Origin of the sequence: Bifidobacterium sp. 7101, from assembly GCF_000499285.1 — a bacterium.
Classification (GTDB): Bacteria; Actinomycetota; Actinomycetes; order Actinomycetales; family Bifidobacteriaceae; genus Bombiscardovia; species Bombiscardovia apis_A.
Genome location: NZ_AWUN01000005.1, coordinates 75,045 through 91,846 on the forward strand (window position 1 = coordinate 75,045; position 16,802 = coordinate 91,846).

11 protein-coding genes and 4 tRNA genes are annotated in these 16,802 nt (G+C 62.5%); 8 read left to right on the forward strand and 7 right to left on the reverse strand.

Translation table 11 applies throughout. The features are described from left to right. The first annotated feature begins 123 nt into the window (after positions 1-123). From hemQ to hemH, 3 genes are read left to right on the forward strand one after another with little or no spacing between them, the layout of a single operon-like run. The gene (hemQ, locus tag P272_RS0106940) at positions 124-882 is read left to right on the forward strand and encodes a hydrogen peroxide-dependent heme synthase (RefSeq protein WP_029678817.1); all 759 of its coding nucleotides are present in this window, start codon (positions 124-126) and stop codon (positions 880-882) included. A gap of 4 nt (positions 883-886) precedes the next feature. Beyond that, on the forward strand, positions 887-2,284 hold the full coding sequence (locus P272_RS0106945) for an MFS transporter (protein ID WP_029678818.1): 1,398 nt from the start codon (positions 887-889) through the stop codon (positions 2,282-2,284). Continuing rightward, positions 2,277-3,200, forward strand: a complete 924-nt coding sequence (gene hemH, locus P272_RS0106950; protein WP_029678819.1) for a ferrochelatase — start codon at positions 2,277-2,279, stop codon at positions 3,198-3,200. Before P272_RS0106945 ends, hemH begins: the two co-directional genes overlap by 8 nt. Before the next feature lie 112 nt (positions 3,201-3,312). Here hemH and tal read toward each other — a convergent pair whose 3' ends face one another. Beyond that, positions 3,313-4,422: a transaldolase gene (gene tal, locus P272_RS0106955; RefSeq protein ID WP_029678820.1), complete on the reverse strand. Its 1,110-nt coding sequence runs from the start codon at positions 4,420-4,422 to the stop codon at positions 3,313-3,315. 155 nt (positions 4,423-4,577) lie between these two features. Then, positions 4,578-6,680, reverse strand: coding sequence for a transketolase (gene tkt, locus P272_RS0106960; RefSeq protein WP_029678821.1), 2,103 nt, complete (start codon positions 6,678-6,680; stop codon positions 4,578-4,580). A 184-nt stretch (positions 6,681-6,864) separates the two neighbouring features. Here tkt and hrcA point away from each other — a divergent pair, with 184 nt between their 5' ends. Together hrcA and dnaJ are read left to right on the forward strand one after the other, a co-directional pair. Further along, positions 6,865-7,938, forward strand: coding sequence for a heat-inducible transcriptional repressor HrcA (gene hrcA / locus P272_RS0106965; protein ID WP_155805038.1), 1,074 nt, complete (start codon positions 6,865-6,867; stop codon positions 7,936-7,938). A gap of 84 nt (positions 7,939-8,022) precedes the next feature. Continuing rightward, positions 8,023-9,159: a molecular chaperone DnaJ gene (gene dnaJ / locus P272_RS0106970; RefSeq protein WP_029678824.1), complete on the forward strand. Its 1,137-nt coding sequence runs from the start codon at positions 8,023-8,025 to the stop codon at positions 9,157-9,159. 10 nt (positions 9,160-9,169) lie between these two features. Here the strand turns inward: dnaJ and P272_RS0106975 are convergent, their stop codons facing one another. Continuing rightward, positions 9,170-9,964 (reverse strand): fructosamine kinase family protein, encoded by a 795-nt coding sequence (locus P272_RS0106975; RefSeq protein WP_029678826.1) that lies wholly within the window; start codon positions 9,962-9,964, stop codon positions 9,170-9,172. A 145-nt stretch (positions 9,965-10,109) separates the two neighbouring features. On the opposite strand from P272_RS0106975, the gene P272_RS0106980 reads away from it, so the two are divergent. From P272_RS0106980 to P272_RS0107000, 3 genes are all read left to right on the forward strand, one after another. Then, positions 10,110-10,985 (forward strand): undecaprenyl-diphosphate phosphatase, encoded by an 876-nt coding sequence (locus P272_RS0106980; protein ID WP_029678827.1) that lies wholly within the window; start codon positions 10,110-10,112, stop codon positions 10,983-10,985. Positions 10,986-11,508: 523 nt separating this feature from the next. Then, the gene (locus tag P272_RS08920) at positions 11,509-14,310 is read left to right on the forward strand and encodes an RCC1 domain-containing protein (protein WP_052323229.1); all 2,802 of its coding nucleotides are present in this window, start codon (positions 11,509-11,511) and stop codon (positions 14,308-14,310) included. 750 nt (positions 14,311-15,060) lie between these two features. Continuing rightward, positions 15,061-15,714: a helix-turn-helix transcriptional regulator gene (locus tag P272_RS0107000; RefSeq protein WP_029678829.1), complete on the forward strand. Its 654-nt coding sequence runs from the start codon at positions 15,061-15,063 to the stop codon at positions 15,712-15,714. 600 nt (positions 15,715-16,314) lie between these two features. On the opposite strand, the gene P272_RS0107005 is transcribed toward P272_RS0107000, so the two are convergent. From P272_RS0107005 to P272_RS0107020, 4 genes are all read right to left on the reverse strand, one after another. After that, a tRNA-Val gene (locus P272_RS0107005) sits at positions 16,315-16,387 on the reverse strand. 31 nt (positions 16,388-16,418) lie between these two features. Continuing rightward, positions 16,419-16,490: transfer RNA gene (locus P272_RS0107010), tRNA-Val, on the reverse strand. A 23-nt stretch (positions 16,491-16,513) separates the two neighbouring features. Then, positions 16,514-16,584 (reverse strand) — tRNA-Cys (locus tag P272_RS0107015). Between the two features lie 27 nt (positions 16,585-16,611). After that, a tRNA-Gly gene (locus P272_RS0107020) sits at positions 16,612-16,684 on the reverse strand. Positions 16,685-16,802 lie beyond the last annotated feature (118 nt).

Genomic DNA, 16,802 nt, shown 5'->3' on the forward strand with positions numbered 1-16,802 from the left:
CATTCACAATGCACCGATAATCCAACGATTCAGCCGCCTGGCGGATAGAGTGGGTAACGGTGTGCCCGACGAGTGGCACATCACACAATGTCGTGCAAGCTAAGCAAGCGAAAGGATGTGCTCATGGCTGAGCAAGCTGCACCGAGTCTGGAGGGCTGGTTCTGCCTTCACCTCTTCTGGAAGATCGATTGGGCCAAGTGGCGCCGAGTGGATCAAAACGAACGCCGGGTATGCCTGGTGGAGTTTGATAACCTGGCCGCAAAGTTGGATGCGGTCCAGTCCCAGGGGAAGGGAAGCCATTACTGGTGCCAGGTCAACGGGCAAAAGGCCGACCTGGGCCTGATGGTCCTCAGGGAGACCCTGGATCAGCTGCAGGAGGTCGAGACCTCCTTGGAGAAGCTGCCTCTCTCCGATTATCTGGAGCCGACAATCTCCTATGTGTCGGTCACCGAAGTAGGCCTCTATTCGGGCGAGCCGACCACGGACCGTGGCTGGTCCTACGTCAATGCCAGCCTGCATCCCAAGACCCCTGACAAGCCTTACATCTGCTTCTATCCCATGTCGAAGACCCGAGTTCCGGGCGCCAACTGGTACACGCTGCCCTACGATCAACGCAAGGCCTACATGCACGACCACGGCAAGATCGGCCGTTCCTATGCCGGCAAGGTCTCAATCATCCTGACGGGCTCCATCGGCCTGGACGACTACGAGTGGGGCGTCACCCTGTTCGCCGACGACCCTGTCCAATTCAAGAAGATCGTGACCGAGATGCGCTACATCGAAGCCAGCTCCATCTACGGCGAATTCCCCTACTTCCTGGTGGGCACCCAGACCGATCCTGAGCGCATCGACAGGCTGCTCACGGACCAGATGGGACAGTAACACCATGTCGACAAGAGAGAGAAGATCAATCCTTTCCACGCCCATATGGTTCTTCATGGTCATCGTCTTCATCACCCAGCTGGATGGGGGAGCGGTGCCGACCATGCTGCCGTCCATCACTCGGACCTTCAGCCTGACCACCATGGGCTCCTCCTGGGTGGTCGGACTCTACACCCTGGGCCTGGTGGTGGGCACTCCCATCACCTCCAACCTCTCCGACGCCCATGGGACCAGGAAGGTCTTCCTCTGGGAACTGGCCTTCTGGTTCCTTGGATGTCTGATGACGGCGGTCTCGCCCAACTATGCGGTCATGCTGCTGGGTCGGTTCATCCAGTCCCTGGGAGACAGCGGCATCATGGTCCTGTCCATGAACGTCCTTCTGCAGCGCGCCCGCAGGAACAACCAGGGCAGGAAGGTCTCCACGGTGGGCATCATCGCCGGTCTTTCCGCCATGGTCAGCCCGGTCCTGTCCGGCATGCTCCTGGGCATCACCCACGGATGGCGGGCCTACTACTTCATGATGCTGCCCTTCCTGGCCATCCTCTTCATCGTGGCCTGGTTCATGATGGGTGACTCCCAGACCGACCGCGCCTGGAAGACCGACTACCTGGGCTTGGGCTCCTTCAGCATCGCTCTGGCCCTGCTGATGGTGGCGATCACCTTCCTCCAGTACGGCACCACCTACCTGGCCCTGATCATCGGATGCCTCCTGGTCGCAGTGGTGGCCGGCGCGATCTTCCTGGTGCATGAGCGCAACCTGGGCGACGCCAAGGACACCATGCCCTTCCTGCCCATCCGCCTGCTGAAGCTGCCCTCCTATGGGCTGACACTTCTGCTGGGGACGCTGGGAGGCATGTTCTTCTCCCTCTTCGTCTACATTCCAACCTATGTCCACTCCGTCTTCGGGCTTCCGGTCCGCTCGGCCGGCATGGTCATGGTCGGCGTCGGGCTGGGCTCCGTAGTCGGATCCTGGCTGGGCGGGCTCCTGGTCGACAAGTTCGGCTACCGGACCACGCTCGTTTTTTCATCGTCGCTGATAGGCCTGATGGCCCTGGTGATCACCCTGACCCTGCACAACCTGCAGCTCTTCATGGTCCTGTCCTTCCTGATGGGGGTCGGCATGGGCTCCATGATGTCCTCGCCGCTCCAGGTCATCGCCGGAAGGCTGGCCGGGCCCGAGAACCGCATGCAGGCCATCGGCGGGCTGTCGGCCTGCAAGAAGATCGGCACCACCATCGCCCCCCTGCTCTTCGCCTCGGCCATTGAGCTGGGCAAGGCGGGTGGACAGGCCGGGCTGGCCTCCTACAGGAACATGTTCCTGGTGGTCATCGTCATAGCCCTGGTCAATATCGGCCTGACATATTGCATTCCATTTTCACAGAAAGAAGTTGCTGATGACTGAACCTACAGCAGTCCTCCTCATGGCTTACGGCACCCCCTACCAGGAGTCCGACATCAGGAGGTACTACACCAACATCCGCCATGGGCAGGAGCCGCCCAAGCCGCTCATGGACCAGCTGGTCGGCCGCTACAAGGCCATCGGTCTGCCCTCGCCCCTGGCCAGGATCACCACGGCCCAGCGCGACGGCCTCCAGGCTGCGCTGGACAAGGCCCATCCCGGCGCCTACAAGGTCTACGAGGGGCTGAAGTACATCACCCCCTTCATCAAGGATGCGGTCGACCAGATCGCCGCCGATGGCATCACCAGGGTGATCGGCCTGCCGCTGGCCCCGCAGTACTCCTCCTATTCGAGCGAGGACTACCACAACCGCGCCCGCAAGGCCATCGAGGCCCATCCGGGCATGGAATACCTGCCGGTGCGGTCCTGGTGGAACCACCAGGAGCTGATCCACTTCTGGAGCGACCAGCTGGTGGCCAAGAAGGATCTGACCGACCGGCCGGACACCAAGGTGATCTTCAGCGCCCACTCCCTGCCCCTGCGCATCATCCAGGGAGGGGACCCCTACAAGGATGAGGTCATCGGTCTGTCCAATGCCGTGGCCCGGGCAGCCGGTCTCAATGAGGACCAGTACGTACTGGCCTGGCAGTCGGCAGGCCGCACCGAGGAGCCCTGGATCGGGCCTGATTTCGTCAAGGTGGCCAAGGATCTGATCACTGAGAGCGGCATGAAGACCATCGTCTCCGCCTCCATCGGCTTCATCGCCGACAACCTGGAGATCTGCTACGACGTGGACATGGAGCTGGCCAAGGCCATCGAGTCCGCCGGCGGCACCCTGACCAGGCTGAACATGCCCAACGACAGCCCAGCCCTGATCGCCACCCTGCAGCAGGTGGTCGAAGAGACCAAGGCCGAGTAGCCCCGCAGCGGCAAGAAATCCAGCAAAATCCATCACTAATATCAATTGTGCCCCGTCTGGTTTAAACCAGATGGGGCACAATCTTTAATAGCTGCGACTGCCAGTCAGGCGCTCAGCCGTTGACGCGGTCGATGCCCTTCTGCACGTCGGAGAGGACCGAATCCCAGGAGTCGATGAAGGCGGCGACGCCATCGGCCTCCAGCTTGTCGGTCACATCCTTGATGTTGATGCCCAGGTCTGCCAGCTTCTGCATCACCTGGTGGCTCTCCTCGTAGGTGCCCTTGACAGAGGGAGCGCCGTTGCCGTGATCGGCCAGAGCGTTCAGGGTCTTCTCAGGCATGGTGTTGACCACGTCAGGGGCCACCAGCTCGTCCACGTACTTGCAGTCGGAGTAGGCGGCGTTCTTGGTGCCGGTGGAGGCCCAGAGCGGACGCTGACGCTTGGCGCCCTTGGCTTCCAGGTCGGCCCAGCGGGGATCGCTGTCGAAGGCCTTCTCGAAGAGCTCGTAGGCCAGGCGGGCGTTGGCAACAGCGGCCTTGCCCTCCAGGGACTTGGCCTCGTCAGAGCCGTTGGCCTCCAGCAGCTTGTCAACCGCAGTGTCCACGCGGGAGACGAAGAAGGAGGCGACCGAGCCCATGTGCTTCAGGTCATGGCCGTTCTTGTCGGCCTGGACCATGCCCTCGATGAAGGCGTCGATGACCTGCTTGTAGCGCTCCAGGGAGAAGATCAGGGTCACGTTGACCGAGATGCCCTTGGCCAGGGTGGCGGTGATGGCAGGCAGGCCCTCCAGGGTGGCGGGGATCTTGATCATGGCGTTGGGACGATCGACCTTGTTCCAAAGCTCTTCGGCCTGCTTCTCGGTCTCTTCGGTGTTGTGGGCCAGACGAGGATCGACCTCGATGGAGACGCGTCCATCCACGTAGTCGGTCTTCTCGGCAACCTCGCGGAAGATGTCGGTGGCGTTGCGTACATCGGTGGTGGTCAGCTCGCGGACGGCCTGCTCAACGGGGATGCGGCCCAGCTGCTTGAGCTGTTCGTCATAGGGACCCACCTGGCTCAGGGCCTTCTGGAAAATCGAGGGGTTGGTGGTCACGCCCACCACATTGCGCTCGGCGATCAGCTGCTGCAGATTGCCCGACTCGATGCGGGTGCGGCTCAGATCGTCCAACCAGATCGAGACACCTGAATCGCTGGTGCGCTGGGTGTTTGCATTTTCTGCCATCTTGTCACTCCTTATTTGGGTTCCCGATGGAATCACATTCACTATGCACTACCGGGAAGTCTGTTGCTGTATTCCCGCAGGCCCGCGTTTCGGGCGTGCCTGCAGGGGAGGGGGCCGGCGTCGCGGACGGCCCCCGATTGATCACGATGCCGGGGTCAGCGGGCCCGACGGACTTCCTCCAGGGAGGCCTGTGCTGCTTCGACCACATGATCGGCGGTGATGCCCAGGTCGCGCATGTTCTCGTCGCCGCTGCCCTGCAGGCCGAACTGCTCGATGGAGACGGGCTTGCCATAGCTGCCCAGGTACTTGTACCAGGGTGTGGCCAGTCCGGCTTCGACGGAGACGCGGGCCTTGACGGAGGCGGGCAGAACGGCTTCCTTGTACTCGTCGTCCTGCTCCTCGAACCACTCCAGCGAAGGCACGGAGATGACGCGGGCCTTGACGCCCTGCTCGGCCAGGGTCTTGGAGGCGGCCACAGCGTGCTGCACCTCGGAGCCGGAGGCCATGATCAGCACGTCGGGCTGGCCCTCGGTGTCGACCAGCACGTAGGCGCCCTTGCGCACGCCTTCGCGGGCCTTGGCCTTGGTCTCCTCCAGGGTGGGCACGCCCTGCCTGGTCAGGATCATGGCCGTGGGGTGGGTGTTGTCCTTCTCGAAGAAGGCGCGGTAGGCTTCAGCGGTCTCGTACTGGTCGGCGGGGCGCACAACCTCCATCCGGGGGATGGCGCGCACGGCGGTCAGGTGCTCGATGGGCTGGTGGGTGGGGCCATCCTCGCCCAGGGCCACGGAATCGTGGGTCCACACATACAGGTTGGGGATGTCCATCAGGGCGGCCAGGCGCACCGAGGGGCGCTCATAGTCGCTGAACTGGAAGAAGGTCCCGTTGTAGGGCCTGGTGTCCGAACCCAGCAGGATGCCGTTGGTGATGGCGCCCATGCCGAACTCGCGCACGCCGAAGTGCAGCTGGCGGCCGTACTTGCTGGCCTTGGGCCACTGGACGGTCTTGTCGGCCTCCGGGGCGAAGGAGACGGCACCGTTGATGTTGGTGTTGTTGGAGCCGCCCAGATCGGCGGATCCTCCCCAGAGCTCGGGCATGATGGGGGCCAGGGCGTTGATGACTGCGCCGGAGGCCTTGCGGGTGGCCACCTTGGAGCCGGGCTCGAAGCCAGCCTCCAGATCGTCCAGGGCCTTGTCGAAGCCCTCGGGCAGCTTGCCGGCATGGATGCGGTCGTAGAGGGCAGCCTTGTCGGGGTTGGCCTTGCGCCAGGCCTGGTACTTCTCGTCCCAGTCCTTGTGGGCGGCCAGACCGCGCTGGGCGACCTCGCGGGCGTGGGCCAGGGCCTCCTCGTCAATCTGGAAGTTCTGCTCAGGGTCGTAGCCCAGGGTCTTCTTCAGGCCGGCGACGGCCTCGGCGCCCAGGGCTGAGCCGTGGGCTGAAGGATCGTTGGTCTTGCCGGGGGTGGGCCAGGCCATCAGGGTGTCCACCTTGATGAACTTGGGCCGGTCGGTGACCTGCTCGGCCTTCTCCAGGACGGCAGCCAGGCCCTCGACGTCCTCCTTGTAGGAGCCGTCGGGCTGGATGAAGCTGAACTCGTCGGTGTACCAGCCATAGGCCTGGTAGCGCTTGAGGATGTCCTCACCCAGGGCGATGCGGGTGTCGCCCTCGATCTGGATGTGGTTGGCATCGAAGATGACGGTCAGGTTGCCCAGGCGCTGGTCGCCGGCCAGGGAGCTGGCCTCGGAGGAGACGCCCTCCTCGACGTCGCCCTCGCCGCAGATGACCCAGACCTTATGGTCGAAGGGGGACTGCCCCTCGGGTGCATCCGGATCCAGCAGACCGCGCTCGTAGCGCTGACCATAGGCGAAGCCCACGGCCGAGGCCAGACCCTGGCCCAGCGGGCCGGTGGTCATCTCGATGCCGGGGGTCAGGCCGTACTCGGGGTGGCCGGGGGTCCTGGTGCCGGCGGTGCGGAAGCGCTTCAGATCGTCCAGGGTCAGTCCGTACCCGGAGAAGTAAAGCTGCACGTACTGGGTCAGCGAGGCGTGGCCGCCGGAAAGAATGAACCGATCACGCCCGACCCAGTCGGGGTCGTTGGGGTCGTGCCGGATGAAGTGCTGGTAGAGCGCGTAGGCGATGGGCGCCAGCGAAATAGGGGAGCCGGGGTGGCCGCTTCCGGCCTTCTCGACCGCGTCGGCCGAGAGGACCTTGGCCATCTTGACAGCCCGCTCATCGAGTTCGGACCATGTGAAATCTGCCATATGGTGCTGCTTTCCTTCCAATGTAGAGGTCTCCATGTTCGACTTGTGTCGAAAATGTTCGATTACCTTCACTATGCGTTTCCATCGTATCGGTTTGAGACGACACAATTCGGCTCTTCGCACGACGTTTTGGCACTCTCATGGCCCGAGTGCTAATAATGAAACCATGACGGAAGGAGCGACATTGCCTAATACCAGACGCATGCTGGTGCTGCGCGCGGTCGTCGAGGACTATATTCGTTCTCGCGAGCCGGTAGGGTCGGGTTCGCTCACCAGAAATCATCAGCTTGGAGTCAGCTCCGCCACCGTGCGCAACGACATGGCGGCCCTGGAGAGCGAGGGCTACCTGGTCCAGCCCCACACCTCGGCCGGCCGCATCCCCACCCAGAAGGGCTACCGTTACTTCGTCGACAGGCTGGCCACCATCGTGCCCCTGTCCGCCGCCCAGCGCCGGGGGATTAACGCCTTCCTGTCCGGGTCGGTCAACCTGGAGGACACCCTCCAGCATGCCGCCCAGCTTCTGGCGCAGATCACCGGGCAGATCGCCGTGGTGGCCTCACCCTCCCTGGCCAGTTCCAACCTGCGCCGGGCCGAGCTTATAGGACTGAGCCGGGGGACCATACTTATGGTGGTCATCACCGACACCGGCCGGGTGGTCCAGCGCACCCTGCACGGGCCCCTGCAGGAGGACCCGAACGCCCTGGCGGACCTGTCCGACCAGATCAACAGACAGTGCCAGGACCTGCCCCTGGACCGCGCCGCCGACCGCTGCCGCATGCTGGCCGACTCCCTGACCGAAGGCCGTGACAAATCCATGCTGCGCCTGGTGGCCACGATCTTCGACGAGATGGCCACCCGGGAGCAGACCAGCGGCCTCTACATGGCCGGCACCTCCCAGCTGACCCACAGCCAGGCCGTCTCCCTGGGGGACCTGGGCTCGCTGCTGGACGCCCTGGAGGAGCAGGTGGTGCTCATGCGGCTCATGCGGGCCCAGAGCGAGCTCTCGCGCGAGAGCAATGGGGTCAGCGTGGCCATCGGCACCGAGACCCGGACCCCTGAACTGGCCCACGCCTCAGTGGTCACCAGCGGATACGGGCATGCCCGGTCCAGGCAGACCGACGGCTCCGAAGCCGACGAGCCCGTGGCCTTCGTAGGCTCCATCGGCCCGACCCACATGGACTATCCGGCGACCATGAGCGCGGTTCGTGCCGTGGCCTCGTATTTGACCGGTTTCCTGGCCGGCGGCGGGGAGCCGTGAGCGTCAAGGCGGCGACATAAGTCATAGGTATCGTGGGCCCATGCAACCATGGGTCGAGAGGGCATCAAACGAAAAGGATGATCGGTGGCAGATTACTACGAGGTTTTGGGAGTCGAGCGCGGCGCGAGCGATCAGGACATCAAGCGTGCCTATCGCAAGATGAGCCGCAAGTACCACCCGGACATCGCCGGGCCTGAATACGAGGACAAGTTCAAGGAGGTCAACAGCGCCTACGAGGTGCTCTCCGACCCCGAGAAGCGGCGCATGTACGACGCGGGCGTGGACCCCAACGACCCGCAGGCCTCCCAGGGAGGCAGCCCCTTCGACATGGGCGACGTCTTCAACCAGTTCTTCGGCGGCGGCTTCGGGGGCACCGCCCAGGGGCCCATTCCGCGCACCCAGCCCGGCCGGGACGCCCTGGCCCAGGTCTCCGTGGACATGAAGACCGCCATCTTCGGCGGCGTGGTGCGCACCCCCATCAGCACCTACGGCCTCTGCCAGGAGTGCGGCGGCTCGGGGGCCCAGAAGGGGACCTCGCCGGTGACCTGCCCGGTCTGCAACGGCAAGGGCTATGCCCAGAAGGTGGTGCGGACCCTGCTGGGGCAGATGATGAGCCAGGCACCCTGCGAGCGGTGCGAGGGCCACGGCACCATCATCGAGCACCCCTGCCCGGTCTGCAACGGCCATGGCCGTGTGCGCACCCGGCGCGAGGTGGGCGTCAACGTGCCCGCTGGCGTGGCTGACGGCTCCCGCCTGCGGCTGGCCTCCCAGGGCGAGGTGGGCGAGGGCGGCGGTGCCGCCGGCGACCTGTATGTGGACATCACCATCAAGCCCGACAAGCACTACACCCGCAGCGGCCAGGACCTGCACTGCTGGATCGCTGTGCCGATGACCTGGGCCGTGCTGGGCCACCAGGTTGACCTGCAGACCTTCGACGGCCAGCGCCAGGTGGATATTCCCGCCGGCTGCCAGCCCGACCAGGAGATCACCATCAAGGGTCTGGGAGTAACCAGGCTCGGCAACCGGGAGGATCGCGGCGACATCATCGTCCACGTGCTGGTCCAGATTCCCACCAAGCTGGACGACGATCAGCGCCGCCTGATTGAGGACTTCGCCAACAGCCACGACTCCGAAGCCAAGCAGGTCCCGCAGAGCGCCAAGCCTGCCGGAGTCGGGGGCCGCAAGGGGATCTTCGGCAAGCTCAAGGACATCTTCAGCTGAGTCGGCTGGCTCAGCCCAGCAGCGACTGGCACATGGCCCGGTACTCGCTCACATAGCCGCCGCCGAAGAATGCGCAGTGCCCGGCGATGGCGTAGAGCTGCCAGAGCGTGGTCCGGTTCCGGTAGCCGGCCGCCAGCGGGTGCACGCTCTGGTAGCCGTCCAGAATCTGCCCCAGGTAGGGGATGCCGAACAGCTGCAGCATGGCCAGGTCCTCCTCGCGGTGGCCGCCATGGGCCGCAGGGTCGATCAGGACAGCTTCGGTGTTCCCGTCGTTCCTGGTCCACATGACGTTCCCGCTCCACAGGTCCCCGTGGACCCGGGCGGGCTTGTCATTGGCGGCCGCGCCCAGCAGCTCCGGCAGGGCCTGGATCACCTCTTCGGTCATCTTCATGTCATCGCGGTTCAGGGCCCGCCGATCCATGGCCATGCCCACCATCGGCTCCAGCCGTCCCTCGGCCCAGTAGGTGGCCGGGTCGTCCCAGGCGCCCACGTCCATGGGGAGCGGATCCTGCAGGGGTCCGAAGTAGCAGGTGCCCGTGTAGCCCTCGGGCGCGGAGCCGAAGTGGTCTGCCCCAGCATCATGCATGTGGGCCAGCTGGGCGCCGAAGCGGTAGGCCGCACCAGGCGTGGGGGAGGCGGAGGTCACCTCCTCGATGTCCAGGTAGTCCGGCCCCCAGCCGTAGACGTCCACCACCCGGGGACCGCCCTGCGCCTGGGCCTGGCCCAGCCATTGAAGCCCGCGCCCCTCGCACTCGAAGAATCCCGCCGGGGCCCCGCCCCTGGATTTTCTGTAGGTCTTGGCCATGATGATCCACACCCCTAATCGTCGAGTCGTCGATTCCGACAAGACCCATTGTGGGCATTCTGCGAGACATGCCCGGCCCCTGGCTCTGCCTGCCCTGTGCGGTGGCTATGCTTGCCATTGTTGTCCGACATAGCAAGAGGGGTCCATGAATTTCTTCGAAGCCATTCTGTTCGGCCTGGTGCAGGCCCTGACGGAGTATTTCCCCGTCTCATCCAGCGCCCATATCCGCATTGTGGGCGGCCTGCTGGGCCAGGACCCGGGCGCAGCCTTCACAGCCATCATCCAATTCGGCACCGAGCTGGCGGTCCTGCTCTACTTCCGGCATGACATCGCCCGCATACTGACCCACTGGTTCCGCTGCCTGGCCGGCAAGGACGGCTCCTCCTGGCGTGAGCGGATGGGCTCCAAGGACCATGACGCGGCCCTAGGCTGGTACATCATTCTGGGCACCCTGCCCATCGTGGTGGCGGGCCTGCTCTTCCAGAAGATCATCGAGACCAAGCTGCGCAACCTCTGGATCACCGTGGTGGTGCTGATCGTCTTCGGCCTGCTGCTGGACTACTTCGACCGCCACGGCCGCCAGAACAAGGAGATCCGCCAGATGAGCGCCCGCGACGCCCTGCTCTTCGGCATCGGGCAGATGCTGGCCCTGATCCCCGGTGTATCCCGCTCGGGCGGCACCATGACCTTCGGCCGCGCCCTGGGCTACACCCGCGAGTCCGCCACCCGGGTCAGCTTCCTCATGGCCATTCCCGCCGTCTTCGGCGCCGGCATCCTCGAGACGGTAAAATCCTTGAAGAACATCAACGCGGACGCCGCCTTCCCCGGCTGGGGGGCCACCATCTGCGCCACCGTGGTCAGCTTCCTGCTGGGATACATCGTCATCATCGCCTTTTTGAAGATCGTCTCGCGCTTCTCCTACCGGGGATTCGTCATCTACCGGATCGGCCTGGCCATCTTCGTGGCCATCATGCTCATGGTCGGCGCCCTGCCCGCAGTGGGCGGCGTGGCGGCCAGCTGAGCCTTAGTGAACTGCCGGGGGATTCGACGCTCACATGGCCCCGTGATAGGATTTGCTCATGCGCTGCCCATGGTTGCGGGGGACTGGGTAAGCCAAGCGTTTTGAATCCTTTGGGGAGGTTTGTTGTGGTTTCGTCGTCGACGTCTGCCGGTTCTCGTAAGCATAGGTTTGGCCTGCGGCCGCTCATGTCAGCATTGGTGCTGATACCCCTGCTGCTGACCGGCATGGCCACCGGCACCGTCTTCGCCTCCGGCTCAGATGTCAACGAGGGGGGGGGGGTCGTTATACCGCTCAGGTAGATAACGGTTCCCTAAGCCATCTACAACCTTCTAGCCTGCCTTCCCCCTCGCCGCTGAAAACTTCATCTGTTTCCTCCTCACCTGTTCAAACCCCAGCAGGTTCTTCCCAACCCCTGGGAATCTCGCCATCCAGCTCTTATTCACCTGCTGGGACCCAGTCTGCTGCTGATCCTCGTACTGTGGTGTTCGAACCTGCTAATGGAAGCAAAGCGGAACGTGTAACTGTGCACGACGGTGCTTTGGTGTCGCCGCCTGCCGATAATCCGAAGCGTGACGGCTACCGGTTCGACGGATGGTCGGAGCATGGCAGGATCATGGACTTCCGCACCCCAGTCACCAGGGACATCACCTTGAAAGCCAAGTGGATCCCGGTGACTGATTGGGCGCTCAGCCCCGACCATGGTCCGGCTTCCATCGGCACCAGCATCACCATCACACCCCCGAGTGGAGATTCACCCTCGTTCAGCACACTGGAAGCCCATGACGGCAAGCTGATCGGTGTGACCGGCGATGATCGCCTATTCACGTGGACATCAAACGATAAGAAGCCTATTCAGGTGCCATCACCTAGAGATACGTCTGGCGAGGTGCGATTCATAACTGGAGTTGTTGGCGATGACAGATACGCGGCCCTGAGCCGGGACCACCGCATCTACACCTGGAGCAAAGTCGGGGAGACACCAGCCCTGCTCGACACAGGCTCCACGACCTACACCAGTATTGCCATAGCTGCCGACCGACTCATAGCAGCGGACCGAAAAGGTCAAGTCCATATTTGGACCAGTAAGGGCGAGCCAACAGGAAAGGCCATAAGCCTGCCTAAGCAGGCCTTAGCAATCAAGGCGGCTGGCAATGCTGATCGCATGCTCGCCTTAGATAGCAAGGGCCAAGTCTGGATTTGGTGGCAAGATACTTTTGATACCGGTCAGATCCAACCTGTCAAGCTTGCCAACCGAATTGTTCAGATATCAGCCATGGATCACGGCTTTATGCTGCTGGACTCGACAGGCCAGACTAGCTATCTGGACAACAGACAAACCCAACCAGAAACACTGGTTTTGTCCGACCATTCTGCCATCACAGTCATAAGCTGTGACGCCACCCAAACGGTATTAGTTGATATCAGAGGCCGACTTTGGGCCTGGCATCCGGGCAACAAGCCCACCCGGGCGGACGACGGGAACCAGCAGTACATGCAGGCCGTCAAAGCCGGCAACAGGATCACCGCCCTGAACAGGAACGGCGGCATTTACAGGTGGAGCCTGGAAGAGCAGGGCCAGCCCGGCCAGCCAGCCAGGCTCGACACTACCCAGGCGCCCACACTGGAATCAGTCAGCATGGACAGCCAGCCGCTCACACTCACCAGGAACAACGGCTCATGGCAGGCGGACATACCCCCCAGTAAGCCCGGTCCAGCCGTCATCCTCATCACAGGTCGGCAGGACGGCCAGCCCCTCACCAGGAGCCTTACGTACACGGTCGACCAGACACTGACCAGAGACACCGAACCACGATCCACGCTCACGGTCCACTTCGACACGGGCGGCGGAAACCCCGAACCAGAAGACCAAAGTTTCCCCGTCACGAACGGCAAGGTGAAGCGGCCCTCACCCGACCCGTCTCGTGAAGGCTATCTGTTCGACGGATGGTTCATAGGCGAAGTCGCCTACGATTTCAGCAGGCCCGTCAGCAAGGACCTGACCCTGACCGCCAAGTGGACTGAAAGCCGGAACACCACGTGGAGCATCAGCCCCGACAAGGGCAGCCAGCTGGGCAGGGAATCCACCACCATCACCCCGCCTGACAGCACCAGCCGAGGCATCAGGTTCAACCAGGTCAGCGCATCAACATACGACGGTAGTACTTCCTATGGTTTTTCCTTGGCTGTGGGCAGCGACGGCAACGCCTACGCATGGGGAAACAACGAATATGGCCGGCTCGGCGACGGGTCGAGAGCCACCCGGACTACGCCGGTCAAAGTGGAGAAGCCCACAGACCTGCCAGAGGATTTCACCTACGTGCAAGTCAGCGCCGGAGGCTTTCATTCGTTGGCCGTGGGCAGCGACGGAAACGCCTACGCCTGGGGATACAACAGCGATGGCCAGATCGGCGACGGGTCGAGAGCCACCCGGACTACGCCGGTCAAAGTGGAGAAGCCTACAGACGCGCCCGCGGACTTCACCTACGCACAGGTCAGCGCCGGACGATTTTATTCGCTGGCCCTGGGCAGCGACGGGAACGCCTGGGCATGGGGACGCAACAGCGATGGCCAGATCGGCGACGGGACAGACACCGACCGGAATACGCCGGTCAGGGTGAAGACGCCTGACCGCAACACGTACCCGGACCTGCCCAAGGATTTCACCTACATGCAGGTCAGCGCCGGGAACGACCATTCGCTGGCCCTTGGCAGCGACGGATACGCCTGGGCATGGGGATGCAACCAGGATGGCCCGCTCGGCAACAACACCACCAGCCCGTACGGTGACGTGAATCCTGTTCCTAAGCGCGTGCGCGACCCCGCCAACCCCACCGACACGAGCAAAGGACTGAAAGCCGCACAGGTCAGCGCCGGACTCCATGATTCGCTGGCCGTGGGCAGCGACGGCAACGCCTACGCGTGGGGATACAACAGCGATGGCCGGCTCGGTGACGACACCACAAACGACAAGTCGGCTCCTGTGCCGGTGGCATTCAACCTGCAGCTGGTGATCACCGGCGTCAAATTCGACAGCAATGCCGGCACGAACCTGACGCGCGGCGACGGCAGCAGCGTGACCGTGCTCACGCCCGCACACCTGCCGGGCATGGTCACCGTCAGCGTTGACTATACGCTGGGCGGCGCACCCCAAACGCCGGACACCTCCCTCAGGTACACGTACCTGCCTGCAGGCGTGCTCCCTCGCGCCGGCGGGGAAGGCATCCTGCTCGCCCTGGCTACGGGCATGACTGGCATGGGCGGGGTGCTGGCATCCCGCCGCCATAGAAAAGGACAACGTAGTCTGTCACACGCTTCGCACGAGTAAGAGCGGCCGGGCGGCGTATCAATCCCCCTGCCCCCGGCCCTACATAGGGGGAGCAGGGAGGAACGTGTCACTTTAAGGCTCAAACCCCAAGAGAGCCGACACTTCCCTCCCGCACCCCCACCACACTTCTGCAGGCGGAAGCCGAGGGCAGGCATGCACGCCCCCGCCCCCGCCTGGGAGAGGAGGAAACACGGCCAGGCCGGCCATGGGCAGACACCCACAGCCAGCCCGGCCGCTATTTACTCATTTCATTATGTGCCCCCACGTAAGCCAGTTCGGTATCCTTGGCAAAATCGCTTTCAGATCAAGCCGATGCCAAAACACGTGACCAGACTCACATTGTTCTTGCGTCTTGTCCTAGGAACCCAACTACTGATGCCCCGCTTCTGAATCACTGGGTTTCCAACGATTACCGATCATCTTGCCTCTTTCTGTCCTGCAAGATTGGCAAAAAGCAGCTCCGTTACGACACCGAATCCGTTACGACTGGCCGGGTTTGCGAAAAGCAAGATTCAGCCGCCTTCGTGCGCTACCATGAAAATCCCTTCTGCACTTCGGCTCTCCTGCGGCCTCAATAGGCCGTATGTAACGGATAGAAGTGCGCAAAAGAAGGTCTAATATACGGGATTAGAGGAGGCCGATTGGCTGGTATGGAGGTGATGGACCATATCACGCCATCCAATACCTTTCGCTTCCCGCAGCACCAACCGGTGGCTACAAGCCGCCCTGTTAGGATGTTGAGGATCAGCCATGCATTTCACAGTAGACAACCTTGAACAGGTATTTCCCCTGGCAGAATTCATAGCCGATTCCTTCGGTCCCATGGCCGAGATTGTGGTGCATGACATCACCCGCCCGGAGAATTCCATCGTCTTCATCCGCAACGGGCAGCTATCCGGACGCTCCCTGGGCGACGGGGTTACGGACCAGACGCTCCAACTGGCCATACGGGCCGACCAGGACGGGGCCGACTTCGTCTCCGACTACCGTGGGCGCCGCCTGAACAAGCATGAGTTCCGCGTCTCCTCCTACCTGATCCGCAACCAGGAGCAGACCGTCATTGGCCTGCTCTGCATCAGCATCAACATCACCGGGCTGCAGCAGGCGGCGCATGTGCTGCAGACCCTGTCCTCGATCGACTCCGACGATGTGCAGATCTCCACCGAGACCTCGCGCCGCCACGTGAGCGAGGAGCCTGCCGAGAACATCCGCAGGATCACCAGGGACGAGGTCCGCCAGTTCAACATCCCAATGGACAAGCTGACCAAGCAGGACAGGCTGGAGATCATCCGCAACATCAAGGACCAGGGCATCTTCCTCATCAAGGGCGCGGTGGGCATCGTCGCTCCCGAGCTCAAGATTTCGATTCCCACCCTTTACCGGTACCTGCAGGCCCTCAAATAGGGCCTGAAAAGTAAAACCTCCGGCGGCAGGAGAGGGGGGTATATTTCTGTGCCGCCGGAGGAGCTTTACAGCGCGGCCGCCGCCATTGGCGACAACCGGAACGTGGTCACACATACAGACCACGCAAGTATTTCATAGGTAAAACAGGGAGACCACAGTTTCCTCAAGCTGCGGTGCATTGCAGATTCAGCCAGGCTAGTTACGTGCCCTCATTGGCCTAGGCCTTTCTTCATGCTATCACCTCTTCAAGGATGCATCAGGTACTCCCGTTTCTGGCAGGTCCCCCGACCTGTTGCTAAGAGCAAATTATCACAAGGTCCCGGACATACTCAACACTCCGTTCGCCATCCGCCATGACAACCGGCATTACAGGGGCGGTTTGTGCATAATTCAGCGGAGTCGGCTGCCTAAAGCGAGCCCGAAAAGTAAATCTCAGCTGGTCTGCTAACAATAATTTATTACCTGAATTTCTGCTGGAGGAATCATTAGCTATGCATCGTCAGGGATTCGATCACTGAAAATTGAGAAGATTTGTAGGCATCAATTACTGACTGAAAACTGTCTCTAGATGGAAGGTAGGGGAGAGGTAGAAGATCCAGGTGGGCGATGCAGGAATCGAACCTGCGACCCCTTCGGTGTGAACGAAGTGCGCTAGCCGCTGCGCCAATCGCCCGGATTGGGAAAGACCACCGAAGTGATCCTCGTGGGCGATACTGGATTCGAACCAGTGACCCCTTCCGTGTCAGGGAAGTGCGCTACCTCTGCGCCAACCGCCCGGGTCATTCTCGTTTCGAGAGAGAGGTGGGTACGAGAGTCGAACTCGTCTATACGGCTTTGCAGGCCGCTGCCTAACCGCTTGGCTAACCCACCGTATTGGTTAAACTGCTCGAAACCTCGAGCGGGCAACGGGACTCGGACCCGCGGTCTCGACCTTGGCAAGGTCGCGCTTTACCAACTAAGCTATGCCCGCACATTCAACCTTCACCGTGGTGGTGACTGCCGAAGCACGTTGCACTACTGTAGCGTAGACCTCCGCACTTGGCAAAAAGCGCGTGTCGCCGCGTCATAGAGCCACCCTCCGCTGATGG

What these genes read in the sequence shown, in the direction of transcription:
- tkt (WP_029678821.1), bottom strand. Translation starts at nt 6,680, where the DNA reads ATGGCAGATTTCACATGGTCCGAACTCGATGAGCGGGCTGTCAAGATG.
- P272_RS0106980 (WP_029678827.1), top strand. Translation starts at nt 10,110, where the DNA reads ATGAATTTCTTCGAAGCCATTCTGTTCGGCCTGGTGCAGGCCCTGACG.
- P272_RS0106945 (WP_029678818.1), top strand. Translation starts at nt 887, where the DNA reads ATGTCGACAAGAGAGAGAAGATCAATCCTTTCCACGCCCATATGGTTC.
- tal (WP_029678820.1), bottom strand. Translation starts at nt 4,422, where the DNA reads ATGGCAGAAAATGCAAACACCCAGCGCACCAGCGATTCAGGTGTCTCG.
- P272_RS0106975 (WP_029678826.1), bottom strand. Translation starts at nt 9,964, where the DNA reads ATGGCCAAGACCTACAGAAAATCCAGGGGCGGGGCCCCGGCGGGATTC.
- P272_RS0107000 (WP_029678829.1), top strand. Translation starts at nt 15,061, where the DNA reads ATGCATTTCACAGTAGACAACCTTGAACAGGTATTTCCCCTGGCAGAA.
- hemQ (WP_029678817.1), top strand. Translation starts at nt 124, where the DNA reads ATGGCTGAGCAAGCTGCACCGAGTCTGGAGGGCTGGTTCTGCCTTCAC.
- hemH (WP_029678819.1), top strand. Translation starts at nt 2,277, where the DNA reads ATGACTGAACCTACAGCAGTCCTCCTCATGGCTTACGGCACCCCCTAC.